Here is a 14,260-nt window from a genome sequence, read left to right on the forward strand (position 1 = left end):
TCGCCAGCAAGTGGAAACGCGGCTCGCGAAGGAAATACTCGGCAACGCCTTGAAATCCGGCGACAGCGTGGAAATCGATTACGACAAGGACAGCGACGAAGTCAAATTCGACAAGATAGCCAGTGCGCCCAGGCCCAAACCGGAGAAAGCGGGCAATGGCGGCGGCACAACCCCGGACGCTGAAAAAGCGGCCAGCGCCGCCGAAACTTCAACAGGCAAGGGGCGCAAGAAGCGCAGCGAACGTGAATCCGGCGCAAGCGCCAAATAGCGAATGAAAAGCCGGGCGGCGTTCCTGTCTCGCGAATGCTTTTTAACGACGGACGCCGCATTGCTTCACAGGTTTTTTATTCGATGTATTTTATTAAACATAACGCGTCGGCCAATTATTAGAATCGCATTTATTCCGTCTTGTTTAACCCTCTGAATTCTCTACAATAAATCGCAGCGGCACGCGAGGGCCGCCCTCGCTTCTTTACGACTTCCTGCACCGTTACGGTTTCGACATTCTCCAGCGCATCTGGAACAGCTCACGGAGTTTTCTATGACAAAGCAACGCGAAGTGCCGGGCGTGCATCCTTATGACGGTCCGGCCGGCGGTTGGGGCGCGCTGCGGGCAACCGCGCAGGCGATCCATCTGCAGATGGAAAGCATCGAGGCGCCCATTACGCTGATGCGCACGAATCAGCCCGACGGCTTCGACTGCCCGGGTTGCGCATGGCCCGACAAGGAGCACCGCTCGACGTTCCAGTTCTGCGAGAACGGCGCAAAGGCCGTGACGTGGGAAGCGACGACCAAACGCGTGCCGCCCGAATTCTTCGCGGCCAATACGGTCACGTCGCTGCTGCAGAAAACGGATTACGAACTGGAGGACATGGGCCGGCTCACGCACCCGATGGTCTACGACCGCGCGACGGACACCTATCGCGCCGTGGAGTGGGAAGACGCCTTCGCGCGCATTGGCGAAATCCTGCGCTCGCTCCCGCCCGATCAGGTCGAGTTCTATACGTCGGGACGCGCCTCCAACGAAGCCGCCTTTCTCTATCAGCTGTTCGCGCGCGAGTTCGGTACGAACAATTTCCCCGACTGCTCGAACATGTGCCACGAGCCCACCAGCGTGGGGCTGCCGCAGTCGATCGGCATCGGCAAGGGCACGGTCTCGCTCGACGACTTCGATTCAGCCGAGCTCATCCTCTCCATCGGCCATAACCCGGGCACCAATCACCCGCGCATGATGGGTACGCTGCACGAGGCCTCGCGCCGCAACGTGCCGATCATCGTCTTCAATCCCTTGCGCGAGCGCGCGCTCGAACGCTTTGCCGACCCGCAGAGCGTGGTCGAAATGGCCACCTTCGGTTCGACGCGCATCGCCTCGACCTACTTCCAGGTCGATGCCGGCGGCGACGCGGCCGCGCTCAAGGGCATCATGAAGGCGCTGCTCGCCATGGAGGCCGAAGAAGGCAACGTGCTCGACCACGCCTTCATCGCGGAGCACACCCAGGGGTTCGACGCCTTCGCGGCCGACCTCGAAGCCACCTCGTGGGACGACATCGAAAAGGCCAGCGGCCTCACGCGCCCCGATCTCGAGCACGTGGCCCTCGCCTATGCGAAGTCCAACGCGACGATCGTCACCTACGGCATGGGGATCACCCAGCACAACAAGGGCACCGCCAATGTGCGCCTGATCGCCGACCTGCTGCTCCTGCGCGGCAACTACGGCAAGCCCGGCGCGGGCATCTGTCCGCTACGCGGGCACTCCAACGTGCAGGGCAACCGCACGGTGGGCATCACCGAAAAGCCTTCGGCATCGTTTCTCAAGCTGATCGAAGACGCCTGCGGCTTCACGCCGCCCGCCGGGCACGGCCACGACGCGGTCCAGGCCATGCAGGCCATGATCGACGGCAAGTCGAAGGCGCTGATCTGCCTCGGCGGCAACTTCGCCGTGGCGCTGCCCGATTCCGGCCAGTCCTTCCCCGCCATGGCGCAGCTCGATCTGGGCGTGCATATCGGCACCAAGCTCAACCGCACGCATCTGCTGGTCTCGAAGGAAACCTACCTCTTTCCGTGTCTGGGCCGCACCGAACTGGACATGCAGACGAGCGGCCGGCAGTCGATCACGGTGGAAGACTCGATGTCGATGGTGCACGCTTCGGCCGGCAAGCTCGTGCCCGCTTCGGAGCACCTGCGCTCGGAACCGGCTATCGTGGCCGGCATGGCGCGCGCCACGCTGCCGCAAAGCAAGCTGCCGTGGAGGGAACTGATTGCGGATTACGACAAGATTCGCGATCTGATCGAGCGCGTCATTCCCGGCTTCGAGGACTTCAACGACCGCATCCGGCAGCCGGGCGGATTCCGCCTGCCCCTGCCGCCCACCGAGCGCGTGTGGCCCACGCCGTCGGGCAAGGCCGAGTTTTCCGTCTATGGCGGCGTGAAGGAGGACGCCGACGCGCTGGACGCGCAAGACGTGCTGCGCCTCATCACGATCCGCAGCCACGACCAGTACAACACCACCATTTACGCGCTCGACGACCGCTATCGCGGCGTTTTCGGCCGCCGCGACGTGCTGTTCATGAACGAAGAGGACATGGCCGCGCAGGGCATCGAGCACGGCGACCTCGTGGATATCGAAACGGCCACGCCGGGCCGCACGCTGCGCCTGAACGGCATCACGGCAATCGTCTACAGCATCGCAAAGGGCTCCGTGGCGGCGTATTACCCGGAAGCGAACGTGCTGGTTCCACTGGACTATATTGATAAGGAAAGCGGTACGCCGTCGTACAAGTCCGTGCCCGTGCGCGTGGTGCGCACCGCCACGAACTAGCCGCCGCGCGGGACCGTCCATGCAGGTAACACGGGAGCTTTGACCCATTATGCAGATCTTCGACGCATTTCATCTGGCAAGGCTCCAGTTTGCCTTCACGGTCTCGTTTCATATCGTCTTTCCGGCCATCAGCATCGGCATGGCGAGTTTTCTCGCCGCGCTCGAATGGCGCCTGCTGATGACCGGCGACCCGGCCTACAAGGACATGTACCGCTTCTGGTCGAAGATCTTCGCGGTGGGCTTCGGCTTGGGCGTGGTCTCCGGCGTGGTGATGGCCTACCAGTTCGGCACCAACTGGAGCGGCTTTGCCACGGTGGCCGGCAACGTCACCGGCCCCCTGCTGACCTACGAGGTGCTCACGGCGTTCTTTCTCGAAGCGGGTTTTCTCGGCGTGATGCTGTTCGGCTGGAACCGCGTGAGCCCGCGCGCGCACTTCTTCGCCACGCTCATGGTCGCGCTCGGCACGCTGATCTCCACGTTCTGGATTCTCGCTTCCAACAGTTTCATGCAGACGCCGCAGGGCTTCGTCATCGAAAACGGCCGCGTCGTGCCGGTGGACTGGTTCAAGGTCATCTTCAGTCCGTCGTTCCCGTTCCGGTTTGCCCATATGACGATCGCCGCCTTCATCGTGGCCGCGTTCATCGTGGCGGCGTGCGGCGCCTGGCACCTGCTGCACGGGCGGCGCGACGTGCCGGTCAAGCGCAGCTTTTCGATGGCGCTCGGCATCCTGCTCGTGCTCGCGCCCGTGCAGATCTTCGTGGGCGACGCGCACGGCCTGAACACGCGCGAATACCAGCCGGCCAAGATCGCGGCCATCGAAGGGCTCTGGGAAACGGAGCACGGCGGCACGGCGCTGAACCTGATCGGCTTTCCGGACATGAACGCCGAAGTCACGCGCTATGCCATCCAGATTCCCCATCTGGGCAGCCTGATTCTCACGCATAGCTGGGACGGCGAGATTCGCGGCCTCAAGGAATTCCCGCCCGAGGACCGCCCGTACTCGCCCATCATCTTCTGGACCTTCCGCCTCATGGCGGGCCTCGGCATGCTGATGCTGCTCACCGCGGTGCTGGGCCTGTGGCTGAGGCTGCGCGGGCGGCTCTACGAAACGCGCTGGTATCAGTGGCTCGTGCTCTGCATGGGACCGTCCGGCATCGTGGCGCTGCTCGCGGGCTGGGTCACGACCGAGGTGGGCCGCCAGCCGTGGACCGTCTATGGCGTGTTCCGCACCGTGGATTCGGTGTCGCCCATCGGCGCCCAGCAGGCCGGCGTCTCGCTGCTGATTCTTGTCATCGTGTACTTTCTGGTGTTCGGCACGGGGGCCTACTACATGCTGAAGATGATGAAGACGGGCCCGGGAGAGGGCATAGAAAGCGGGGAATCGCTCAAGCACCCCGGCTTGCACAACCGCACCCTCGACGCCGTGACCGGAGACTGACGCCATGCAAATCGATCTCCCCGTGATCTGGGCCGCCATCATCGGCCTCGGCGTCTTCATCTACGTCATGCTGGACGGCTTCGATCTCGGCATCGGCCTGCTGTTCCCGTTCTTCGAGGGCAAGGGCGAGCGCGAGGTGATGCTCAACACCGTCGCGCCGGTGTGGGACGGCAACGAAACCTTTCTCGTGCTGGGCGGCGCGGGACTCTATGGCGCGTTTCCGGTGGTGTATTCCACGCTGCTGCCCGCGAACTACATGCCGCTCATCCTGATGCTGGTCGGGCTCATCTTCCGAGGTGCTGCGTTCGAGCTGCGCGCCAAGGCCACGCGTACGCAGCATGCTTGGGATCTCGCGTTCATCGGCGGCTCGGCGCTCGCCGCGATGTGCCAGGGCATCGTGCTGGGTTCGCTCCTGCAGGGCATCCATATCGAGAACGGCCGCTTTGCAGGCGACCCGTTCGACTGGTTTTCGCCGTTCAGCGTGTTCTGCGGCTTCGGCGTGCTCATCACCTATGCCACGCTCGCCTGCGGCTGGCTCATCCTCAAGACCGACGGCGACCTGCAACGCAAAATGCGCCAGCTCATGCGCCCGCTCGCGGCGGTACTGCTCGCGGCGATCGTCGTGGTGAGCCTGTGGACCGTACTGGGCCTGCCGGCCGTGGAAGCACGCTGGTTCGCGAGCGGCAATCTGGGCTGGTTCCTGCCGGTGCCGGTGCTCGTGGTGGCCTGCGTGTGGGGCATCTTCCGCACGTTGCGGCTCCAACACGAAGCCACCCCCTTCATCCTCACGCTCGCGATCTGCTTTCTGGGCTTCACGGGGCTCGTCATCAGCATCTGGCCGAACATCGTTCCGCCCTCGCTCACGATCTGGGAAGCCTCGTCGAGCCATTCGAGCCAGCTCTTCACACTCGTGGGCACCGTGATCGTGCTGCCGGTCATTCTCGTCTACAACGCCATGCAGTATCGCGTGTTCCGCGGCAAGGTGCGCGAAGGGGATGCCGGCTATCACTGAGGCCGGCCTTCGTACGCTACGCACTCCCAACGATTCGATAAACGACAATAGCGCTCGCTTCATGATTGTCCGGCCCAAGGAAAACTGGTTCCGCCTGCTGTTCGTCTGGAACGGCTCGGTGCTGCCATCGATCATTCCGCAATTGACCTTCATGGCCGTCGTCAGCAGCCTCGCCGTGTTGACGCACGGCCGCGTGCTGGGCGAAAAGATTCCGCTCAACACGGCGCCCTTCACGCTGTTCGGCGTGGCGCTCGCCATCTTCCTGGCGTTTCGCAACAACGCCAGCTACGAGCGCTTCAACGAAGCGCGCCATCTGTGGGGCAGCCTCTTGATCGCCTCGCGCTCGCTCACCTCCGAACTGCTCTGCTACGTGCCCGAGCGCGCGGACACGCTGCGTATCGCCCAGCGCCTGATCGGCTTCGTCTATGCCCTCAAGCACGAACTGCGCGGAAGCGACCCCACCGGCGACTTCGAGCGCCTGCTCGGTCATGAGGAAACCGAACTGTTGCGCGACCACTGCTACAAGCCCGTGGCGATACTCAACGAAATCCGCCGCGATGTGGCGAGCCCCGGCCAGCGGGCCCACACCTCCGACGCGAAACTCTGGATGCTGAACGCCGAAATCAACGAACTCGGCAAGGTGGTGGGCGGCTGCGAGCGCATTGCCTCCACGCCCATCCCGTTCGCCTACAACGTGCTGCTGCACCGTACCGTCTATGCCTATTGCATGCTGCTGCCGTTCGGTCTCGTCGATTCGACCGAGTTCTTCACGCCGCTCCTTTGCGTCTTCATCTCCTATACGCTGATCGCGCTCGAAGCCATCGCAAGCGAAGTAGCCGACCCGTTCAGCACCGCCCCCAACGCGCTGGCACTCGATGCGATGTCACGCAATATCGAGCGCTCCATTCTCGAACTCTGCGGCTGCCCGGTCCCGGCACCGGTTGCGCCGGTACGGCCTTACCAGCTCTCCTGAGCCTCTCTCCTTCACTCAACCTGAACACGCGCAGCGCATGCCATCGAGGAACGTTTCCTCACGCCACGATATGACCGAAATACCCCGCTTTGCCGTTGCTCCGCCGCGCACCTGCCCCGCCCCGGTTTGCGGAGCCTGCCTGTGAATCTACTGGAAGCCATGCGCATTTACGTTCGCGCGGTGGAACGCGGCAGCATTTCCAGCGCGGCAAGGGACCTGAACATCGGCCAGCCCGCTGCGAGCGAGCGGATCGAGCGCCTCGAAAAGTACCTCGGGTGCCGCCTTCTGCTACGCAATGCACGCACGTTCAAATGCACGCCCGAAGGCGAGATCTTCTATGAACGCAGCAAGAAGATTCTTTCCGCGGCAGAACAGGCGATCGCGGATGTTTCGAGCGACGGGCAGGTTCTCAGGGGCGCCATTCGCATCGGCGCTCCGCATTGCCTCGGCGAAATGATCCTGCCGGAAGCGCTCGGGCTCGTGCGCGAGGCATATCCACAACTGAACATCGACCTTGCCCTGAGCGACCGCACGGTCGATCTCGTCACCGAAGGCGTGGACATCGCGTTTCGCCAGGGGCAGGTGGGCGAAGGCGCGTTCTTCGCGTTCCGCCTCGGGCAAGTGGAGCGCATGCTGGTCGCCTCCCCCGCCTACCTCGCGCGGCACGCGCCGGTCAACGAACCCGCCGGCCTGATCGACCATCCGTTCATTCGCCTCAAAGGCACGTTCGGCGCGGACCAGTTGCCGCTCGTCGATGCTTCCAATACACGGGAAAGCGTGGCGATCCGCACCGCCATCACCACCAATCACTGGAAAGCGATGTACCGGATGATCCGCGAAGGGCTGGGTATCGGCGTGATCGAGCGGTTCGCGTGCGTCGACGCGATCGCGAGCGGCAAGCTGGTGCCGCTGCTGCCGGCCTACGGCGTCCCGCCCCAGGAACTGCACGTGCTGACACGCGCCCAGCGCCCGATCCCGGCGCGCGTGCGAATGGTGGTCAACATCATGAAAGAGTGCGTGCCGGAGCTACTCGGCACGCTGAGTCCAGGCGACGTTGCGAACACAGAAGCGAGCGGCGCTGAGACAACGGCGGATCGATCGCCCTGAAGCGCTTAACGCGGCGAACGATCGCTCAACCAGCGGTCGAGCAGCTTGCCGGCTGCCTCGCGTCCACCCAGCCCGAATGCGAGCGCCACGGCAACGGCAATCGCGCCCAGCACCAGCCCGAAGGCCAGCTGCACGATCTCGTTGGCAATGCCCATTGCGCGCAGTCCCATCGCGAAGACGAGCCCCAGGATGGCGAACTGGGCGATGCGCGAGAACAGGATGCTGTGATCGCTTTCGGCCTGCTGGATCACACGCCGCGCGAGGTCCGCCAGCCAGTATCCGATCACGAGTATCACCGCGCCCATGAGCACGTGGCCGCCGAACTGGATGAACAAGGTGACGATGTCGCGAACCTGCGTGAAGCCGAGCCGGTTCGCCGCCTCCACGACCGCGAACAACATCGAAAAGAAAACGATGAGCCGCGCGGCAAGCACCGAAGGCAGCAGCATTCCGGTGAACACGCCGCCCACGCCCAGCAGCCCCGGCAGGCCGTCCACGCCGGCCGCCACCAGCAGGCTGCGAATGAGCGAAGCCGCGAAGCGCGCGACGTAATACGTGACCAGCAGGATCACGATAGCCGCGATGATGTCCGGCACGGCGCCGAGAAACTGGCCCAGCATGTCGGTGGCCGGCCGCGAAATGGCGTCGATGTGCAAGGCGTCGAGCGCGGCGATCAAGGTCGGCACGAAGACGAAGAGATACACGAGCGTGCCCACGAGGCTCGACAGCTTGATCGAGGTAGGACTCCCGACTTCTTTCGGCAGACGATCCGCGCCGGCGGCCACGAGCAGATTGACGACGAGGCCGCGCAGCACGCGCGCCACGATCCAGCCCACAAAGCCGATCACGGCGGCTGCAAAGAGGTTCGGCACGATGGCGAGCAGCCGGTCGATCATCGACTGCACGGGCGCGAGCAGGCCGGCGAGCGCGAACGCGGAAAGGATGGCGGGCAGGAACAGCAGAATGACGAGCCAGAAAAGCAGATCGCCGAGATAGCCGCTTGCGGGCTTCACGCCCGCATTGTCCGAAAGCCGCTCGTCGAACCGCGTGGCCCGCAGCGCGCGCCGCACGACGCCGCGCAACACCAGCGCGATCAACCAGGCGATCAGCGTGAGGGCCGCACCGGCGATGAGATTGGGCAGATAGCCCACGATCTGTGCGAGCAGTTGCGAGAACGGACTCGATACGTCGGTGAGATCGAGGACATTGAATATCCCCACCGCCGTCACGAGCAGAATGAGCCAGAACAGGCCGCTCGCAATCAGCGTTTCGACAAACGCGCCCTGCCCCGCGCTCTCCGCGATGCGCTCGTCGACCTTCAGCGCCGAAAGCAGCTTGCGCACCCCGGCGCGGACCAGCGTCGCCACGATCCAGCCGACGATCAGGATGCCGATGGCCGCCGCCACGCGTGGCAAATAGCCGCCCAGCGACGACTGCAACGCCGCAATAAAGTTGGATGCGTCCATTTTTCTTCTCCACCCAGGTTAGTCGTCAGACTACGGCGTACGTATTGCAGTGTCGTTGCACTGTCCGATATTAGCTATCGTATGGCGCGCCTTTCGCGCCAGAGGGCAGGCCGCTACCATTCGCAATGGATCCTCGCCCGCAGGGCACAGGTTCCATCGTGTTGGCCCTCCCTCCCCCAAAGCCCCCCACTTTGGGGATCTTTTTCGTCTATGGCTCAAGCCGGCTTCAACGCCGATGCCAGAACGGCCCATCCATCGTTCACGGATTTCAACTTCCTGGAGAGCGGGCGAAAGACCCGGTCGCCGCGACGAATATGGGCGCCCGTCAAGGCGCATACGCCGCCTCTGCGTGCAATGCAGAGCCGCCAGGGCTGCTCCGAATATCGCCCGCTGGTCGGGTCGCTCCATGACACCGAAACGAGGCTATCGGACCACGCTTCCACGATCGCCAGATGCGCGTGACCGGTGGGGGTGGTTCGCGCGGCCGCTTTGCCGCGCGCCGCGCAGGCGTCGCGGGACGTATCCTTTGGCGAGCCAAGCGGGCTGCGCGGGCCGCTCGCGCCCCTCAGCAGATCGAGTGTGTACTGCCAGGCATCCACGGCACTCGGTTCTCGCATCTTCCGCCTCCCAGTCGTCACGATTGCGCATTCAACTGCGGATTACCTCTCCCGTTCCCTACATGGATTCGCACTCCAAAACATAGGACAGCCTTGCCACGAGCGCGCAAGAGAACGAACCCCGTTTATTGCATGCTAGCACCCGGGATCCGCAAAAGGGTTCGTGCCCGATCCGATATGATGAATTGGAGAAATGGCGTCGCGAGCGCTACGTCGATTGACTACTCTCTACTATAGACAAGGCGCCGAGCGGTGGGAGGATAGCGTGGCAAACACTTTGATTGTGGCCGTATTCGGCACACTCGATATTGCCGAAAAGGCGTGCCGGGACTTCAAGGATGCGGCCGAAAAAGGCCAGGGACTCGTCATTCACAGCGGCGTGATCGCGGAAAAGGACGCGTCGGGCAAGCTCACCGTCCTGCACGAGCAAACGCGGTCTTTCTGGGGGACCGCAATCGGTGCGTTATCCGGAGTGTTGATCGGCCTGCTGGGCGGCCCGGTCGGTTCCGCTCTGGGCTTGACCGCAGGCGCCAGCGCCGGGCTCGCCGGACACGCGCTTCACGAGCTTATCGACAGCGAACTGGTGAACCCGGTTTCGGCGAAACTCGTGCCCGGCACGGCCGCCGTTATTCTGGAAGCCGAAGAACCATCGCCCTTCGTGGTCGATAACGTCGTTACCGGCTATGGCGGTAGTGTGCATCGCCAGCCGTTAGCCGATTGAGGTTGCGTACGAGACGATAACCGGGAAACAAGAGCCACAAAAGCGAACGGGCCGCCCTAAAGCGGCCCGTTGCCGTTTCTCAAGCAAACCTGGTCAGCAAACGTCTTGCGCTTCCTGCTTCACGCTCTGTCGAACCATTACTTCGCGACACCGGCTTGCGACGAGCCGTCCGTCGAAGCGCCGTACGCGGTATTCGCTTGCGCCACGCGCGCTTGCGCCGCCTGAATGTCCGAGGTGAAGGTACGCGGGTTCATGTGCGCGGGGTTGTAGCCGGCCTGTTCGACCTGAATCATTTCGTTGCGCACCTGAGCGCGCGACAGCCCTTCGCTGGACTGTGCAAACGACGTAACGGGAACAACAAGCGCAGCAGTCAGGGCGATGGCAACGAGAGAAGTCTTCATGATGAACGCTCCGGAAAGGGAATCGGGCAGTTCCATTCAGGAACCTTGAGCCGGAGTATATAAGTAGTCACCCCTAGAGAAAAACCCTGTTCTGACGAATTCAGTATTCTTCTCAACGTGACAATCGGTACGAGACGCGGGTACGAAAATCGGCCGATATGTACTGTCCCGAATAGGGCACCACCCCACCTGACCATCCCTTACAGCACGAAATGAATTAACACGCCGGCGATCGATGACCGGTCAGATTAATTCGACCATCCTGCCGCGCCTTCGTGGCGCCCTGCCTCCGAGCCATCATTCCATCGACATTCTTCGGGCTATCGGACGTAATTCAATGCGTAAAGCAAGGTATCCAATAGATAAATATTCGTTCATTTACCACCGGCCGAAATATCCCACATCAGAAGAGACGCGGCAATAGAGACTAACCTTGCAAAATAAAACACGCCTCGAATCCCATCTAAAAAACAATGACTTGCCGAGATTAAGATTTTTTTACCCGGATATTCCGCGCGATTCCATTGCAATTTGGAGACAATCCGGCGAACCGGCTCATTCCTCCCTCGCCTCGCCGAATTCCCTTTGATACATTTGTTGTCAAAATAAACAAATAAAAGCTCAAGAAAGTAGTTTCGCTCCCTGAAAGCAACAGCAATTCCATGCCGAACCGGGGCCGCTACTTTCGACAAGCCGCTTTGCTCGCGGTGCAAGCCATCGAGCAAAGTTAGTAGTACTACAACCCAACTTTTCAGGTATGGAGGAGATGATGAAGAAGGCTTTGCTCGCCGCGGCGCTCATGTCTGCGGGGATCGTTGCGCACGCACAGAGCAGCGTTACGATGTATGGCCGGCTCGATGCCGGCATCCAGTATCGCCAGGGCATTCCGGGCGGCAACGCGGTCCAGATGGAAAGCGGCGACTGGGGCGAATCGGAATTCGGCCTGAAGGGTGCGGAAGACCTCGGCGGCGGCACGAAGGCGATCTTCAAGCTCGAAATGGGCCTGAACCTGATGAACGGCAACTATCAGAACGGTTCGCTGTTCGGCCGCGAAGCACGCGTTGGCCTGACGAACGACAACTACGGTACGTTCAAGATCGGCTATGCCGGCGCCGCCGAAATCATTCAGGACAGCTGGGATATCGACCCGCAGTTGATGCAGCAGTATGCAATCGCCACGCTCGTGCGCGGACGTAACTGGGCGCAGGCCGGCAACAGCGTGGAATACACCTCGCCGCTCCTCGCCGGCCTCACCCTGAAGGGCCAATACGATCTGGCCAACAGCTCGAACTGGAACGGCAACGGCGGCACGGGCAGTGCTCCGGGCCAGCTCGGAGCCACCTCGGGCTTCGGCAGCGGCCAGGGCCGCTCGGACGGCTTCAAGGCCCAGTACAACGCCACGAACTTCGAAGTGCAGGCGCTGTACGACGAAATCCGCGACCCGTTTGGCCGCTTCAGCAACGTCTATCTGTACTCGCGTTCGATCATGGCGGGCGGTACCTATACGCTCGGCCCGGTCAAGCTCTATGCGGGCTACCAGCACCTTTCGGCACCGGACGCAGACGAAGCCGGCTACGACGGCGCCGCCTCGCCGGGCGGTGCCGGCCTGCCCACCACGGTCGATCACGAATGGGGCGGCGCCGCGTGGCAACTCTCGGCCGCCACGGCCCTCACGGCAGCCATCTATCACGCCAACGCCAACAACGGCAACGGCAACGCCACGCTGTACACGCTCGCCGGCACCTACAACCTGTCCAAGCGCACGTTCTTCTATACCGAGCTCGGCTATGTCCATAACAGCTCGACGTCGAACATCGGCCTTGGCAACGGTTATGCCGATCCGTACGGTGCGAGCGGTGCGTCGAACGCCAACGGCGGCGGCGCAGTGGGCGGCGGCATCAACGAAGGCCCCGGCTACGGTCACAGCCAGTTCGCTGCGAACGTCGGCATCATGACCCAGTTCTGATCGCACACCGCAAAAGATAACGGCGCGCAATGCGGAAGGTAGAACCGAAGGTGCACCGCGCACAACGGTCGCGCCTTCCGCACCACGTCGTCGAATACGCAAGCAACGACGAATCTACAGGGCAAGGAGAATCGATATGAAGGCAATCCACGTTGCCAAAGCCGCCACCGCCGCAGTCGCGCTGACGCTGGCAATCGGTGCATACGCACAGGCGAGTTCGGCCGACGCGGGCACCATGGCCCCGGCGGCAGCGACAGCGGCCCCGGCTTCCCCCAAGGCAGCCAAGGCGGCAAACCGCGCGCTCGTGAAGAAGGTGCGTCATGCGCTGGCGCGCACGAAAGGCCTCGATCCCACGCATATCTACGTGAAGGCCGTCAACGGTGCCGTGACGCTCACGGGCAACTGCATTAGCCAGGATCAGATCAATCTCGCGGGCGAAGTGGCCCAGAAGGTGGAGGGCGTGACCTCGCTGACCAACGGCCTGAGCGTGAAGACTCCGCAGTAAGCGCCGGGGCGCTGTCGCGTGAGGCGGCGTTCGCGCCGCCTCACGCTTTTGTTTCTGTTTCATTTCGATGACACAGGTTTAATGCGCAAACTGCTGCAACTTCAGCGAATCCTCCGTTCAAGCGCCAGATAATCGGTCCGGTCGATGACAAGGATCGTGCGCCGCGCGACGCATCACCGGCCGAAAGACGAAGGACGTACCGAATGCTGGCACGCCCCGCCCTTCGCCAATGCGCCGCCCTTCAGCGCACCAATCACAGCGGGTTGCCCATGAATCAGCTTCAAGCAATGCGCGTGTTCACGAAGGTTGTGGATCTGAGCAGTTTCGGCCTCGCCGGCAAGCAGCTAGGCATGTCCGCCGCCGCGGTCACGCGCAGCATCGGCATGCTCGAGGCGCATCTGAACATGCGCCTCCTGAACCGCTCCACGCGCTCGCTTTCGCTCACCGAGGCCGGGCAGCTCTATCTGGACGGCTGCCGTGCCGTGCTCGAAAAGCTCGACGATATGGAGTCCGAACTCGTGCGCACCACGCGCGACCCGAGCGGCGTGCTGCGCATCGCTTCGCATTCGATCTTCGCGGGACCGGACTTCGCCTCGCTCCTCGGCGCCTACCGGCGCACCAATCCCCGCGTCGATTTCGACGTTACCGTGTTCGAGTCGCACCTGGACCTCATCGAAGGGGGCTTCGACCTGTGCTTCGCGATCGACCGCCAGCCCATCAACACCACGCTGGTGCGGCGCGATCTCACGTCGATCCGCGAGATCGCCGTCGCCACACCGGCCTATCTCGCGCGTCGCGGCGCGCCGCACACGCCGCTCGATCTTGCCGGGCACGATCTGCTGGTGGCGGCGAACGGGCCGCGCACGTGGGAGTTCGGCAGCGAGGACGCGAACCACCGCGTAGCCGCGAATGGTCCGCTCGTGGCGAACGGTTATGCCACGGTGCGCGCGGCAGCCCTCGCCGACATGGGCATCGGCGTGCTGCCGCTGCCCTATGTCGCCGAAGACCTCGCGTGCAGCCGCCTGCTGCCCGTTCTCAACCAGTATGCGATCAACGGCGGCGAGCGCGCCCTCTCGCTCGTCTATCCCGGCCGCAGCTATCTGAGCATCAAGGTACGCAATTTCATCGACTTCGCCGTTGAGCGTTTTCGTGCCGCGACCGCGTCATCCCCATCGCCCCTCGCGCCCTCATCCGCTTCGCTGCCGCCGAGACACGCCACGGCCTGACGCCGCAAGC

Annotated in this window: 14 protein-coding genes; 10 read left to right on the forward strand and 4 right to left on the reverse strand. The window is 63.0% G+C overall.

Annotated elements, in window-relative coordinates:
* The 6 genes from U5760_RS08695 to U5760_RS08720 form a co-directional block, all read left to right on the forward strand.
* Positions 1-268, forward strand: a 268-nt coding sequence (locus U5760_RS08695; protein WP_322011104.1) for a hypothetical protein, incomplete at its 5' end; no start/stop codon positions are given.
* Between the two features lie 273 nt (positions 269-541).
* Positions 542-2,818 (forward strand): FdhF/YdeP family oxidoreductase, encoded by a 2,277-nt coding sequence (locus tag U5760_RS08700; protein WP_322011105.1) that lies wholly within the window; start codon positions 542-544, stop codon positions 2,816-2,818.
* Positions 2,819-2,867: 49 nt separating this feature from the next.
* Positions 2,868-4,256, forward strand: a complete 1,389-nt coding sequence (locus U5760_RS08705; protein ID WP_322011106.1) for a cytochrome ubiquinol oxidase subunit I — start codon at positions 2,868-2,870, stop codon at positions 4,254-4,256.
* A 4-nt stretch (positions 4,257-4,260) separates the two neighbouring features.
* On the forward strand, positions 4,261-5,268 hold the full coding sequence (gene cydB, locus U5760_RS08710; RefSeq protein WP_322011107.1) for a cytochrome d ubiquinol oxidase subunit II: 1,008 nt from the start codon (positions 4,261-4,263) through the stop codon (positions 5,266-5,268).
* A gap of 61 nt (positions 5,269-5,329) precedes the next feature.
* The gene (locus U5760_RS08715) at positions 5,330-6,241 is read left to right on the forward strand and encodes a bestrophin family protein (RefSeq protein ID WP_322011108.1); all 912 of its coding nucleotides are present in this window, start codon (positions 5,330-5,332) and stop codon (positions 6,239-6,241) included.
* A 141-nt stretch (positions 6,242-6,382) separates the two neighbouring features.
* Positions 6,383-7,348, forward strand: coding sequence for a LysR family transcriptional regulator (locus tag U5760_RS08720; RefSeq protein WP_322011109.1), 966 nt, complete (start codon positions 6,383-6,385; stop codon positions 7,346-7,348).
* A gap of 5 nt (positions 7,349-7,353) precedes the next feature.
* Here the strand turns inward: U5760_RS08720 and U5760_RS08725 are convergent, their stop codons facing one another.
* Complete coding sequence (locus U5760_RS08725; protein ID WP_322011110.1) at positions 7,354-8,814, reverse strand: mechanosensitive ion channel; 1,461 nt, start codon at positions 8,812-8,814, stop codon at positions 7,354-7,356.
* Between the two features lie 215 nt (positions 8,815-9,029).
* Entirely contained in the window at positions 9,030-9,431 is a 402-nt protein-coding gene (locus tag U5760_RS08730; RefSeq protein WP_322011111.1) for a DUF3331 domain-containing protein, read from the reverse strand.
* Between the two features lie 265 nt (positions 9,432-9,696).
* Between U5760_RS08730 and U5760_RS08735 the strand changes: the two genes are divergently transcribed.
* Positions 9,697-10,152, forward strand: a complete 456-nt coding sequence (locus tag U5760_RS08735) for a DUF1269 domain-containing protein (RefSeq protein ID WP_322011112.1) — start codon at positions 9,697-9,699, stop codon at positions 10,150-10,152.
* A gap of 137 nt (positions 10,153-10,289) precedes the next feature.
* Here the strand turns inward: U5760_RS08735 and U5760_RS08740 are convergent, their stop codons facing one another.
* Positions 10,290-10,553 carry a DUF4148 domain-containing protein gene (locus U5760_RS08740; protein WP_322011113.1) on the reverse strand — a complete coding sequence of 88 codons (264 nt, stop codon included), beginning with the start codon at positions 10,551-10,553 and terminating at the stop codon, positions 10,290-10,292.
* Positions 10,554-10,927: 374 nt separating this feature from the next.
* A complete protein-coding gene (locus U5760_RS08745; RefSeq protein ID WP_322011114.1) occupies positions 10,928-11,245 on the reverse strand; it encodes a hypothetical protein in 318 nt (105 codons plus the stop codon).
* A gap of 77 nt (positions 11,246-11,322) precedes the next feature.
* Between U5760_RS08745 and U5760_RS08750 the strand changes: the two genes are divergently transcribed.
* The 3 genes from U5760_RS08750 to U5760_RS08760 all read left to right on the forward strand — a co-directional run bounded on the left by U5760_RS08750 (position 11,323) and on the right by U5760_RS08760 (position 14,250).
* Positions 11,323-12,519 (forward strand): porin, encoded by a 1,197-nt coding sequence (locus tag U5760_RS08750; RefSeq protein ID WP_322011115.1) that lies wholly within the window; start codon positions 11,323-11,325, stop codon positions 12,517-12,519.
* Between the two features lie 136 nt (positions 12,520-12,655).
* Positions 12,656-13,024, forward strand: coding sequence for a BON domain-containing protein (locus U5760_RS08755; protein ID WP_322011116.1), 369 nt, complete (start codon positions 12,656-12,658; stop codon positions 13,022-13,024).
* A gap of 269 nt (positions 13,025-13,293) precedes the next feature.
* A complete protein-coding gene (locus U5760_RS08760) occupies positions 13,294-14,250 on the forward strand; it encodes a LysR family transcriptional regulator (RefSeq protein ID WP_322011117.1) in 957 nt (318 codons plus the stop codon).
* The last annotated feature ends 10 nt before the right edge of the window (positions 14,251-14,260 follow it).

Origin of the sequence: Paraburkholderia sp. J12, from assembly GCF_905220215.1 — a bacterium.
In the GTDB taxonomy this organism is placed as follows: Bacteria; Pseudomonadota; Gammaproteobacteria; order Burkholderiales; family Burkholderiaceae; genus Paraburkholderia.

Bases quoted from the DNA above. Each gene is read 5' to 3' on its own strand.
- U5760_RS08755 (WP_322011116.1), top strand. From the start codon at position 12,656: ATGAAGGCAATCCACGTTGCCAAAGCCGCCACCGCCGCAGTCGCGCTG.
- U5760_RS08750 (WP_322011115.1), top strand. From the start codon at position 11,323: ATGAAGAAGGCTTTGCTCGCCGCGGCGCTCATGTCTGCGGGGATCGTT.
- U5760_RS08760 (WP_322011117.1), top strand. From the start codon at position 13,294: ATGAATCAGCTTCAAGCAATGCGCGTGTTCACGAAGGTTGTGGATCTG.
- cydB (WP_322011107.1), top strand. From the start codon at position 4,261: ATGCAAATCGATCTCCCCGTGATCTGGGCCGCCATCATCGGCCTCGGC.
- U5760_RS08725 (WP_322011110.1), bottom strand. From the start codon at position 8,814: ATGGACGCATCCAACTTTATTGCGGCGTTGCAGTCGTCGCTGGGCGGC.
- U5760_RS08700 (WP_322011105.1), top strand. From the start codon at position 542: ATGACAAAGCAACGCGAAGTGCCGGGCGTGCATCCTTATGACGGTCCG.
- U5760_RS08740 (WP_322011113.1), bottom strand. From the start codon at position 10,553: ATGAAGACTTCTCTCGTTGCCATCGCCCTGACTGCTGCGCTTGTTGTT.
- U5760_RS08705 (WP_322011106.1), top strand. From the start codon at position 2,868: ATGCAGATCTTCGACGCATTTCATCTGGCAAGGCTCCAGTTTGCCTTC.
- U5760_RS08715 (WP_322011108.1), top strand. From the start codon at position 5,330: ATGATTGTCCGGCCCAAGGAAAACTGGTTCCGCCTGCTGTTCGTCTGG.
- U5760_RS08730 (WP_322011111.1), bottom strand. From the start codon at position 9,431: ATGCGAGAACCGAGTGCCGTGGATGCCTGGCAGTACACACTCGATCTG.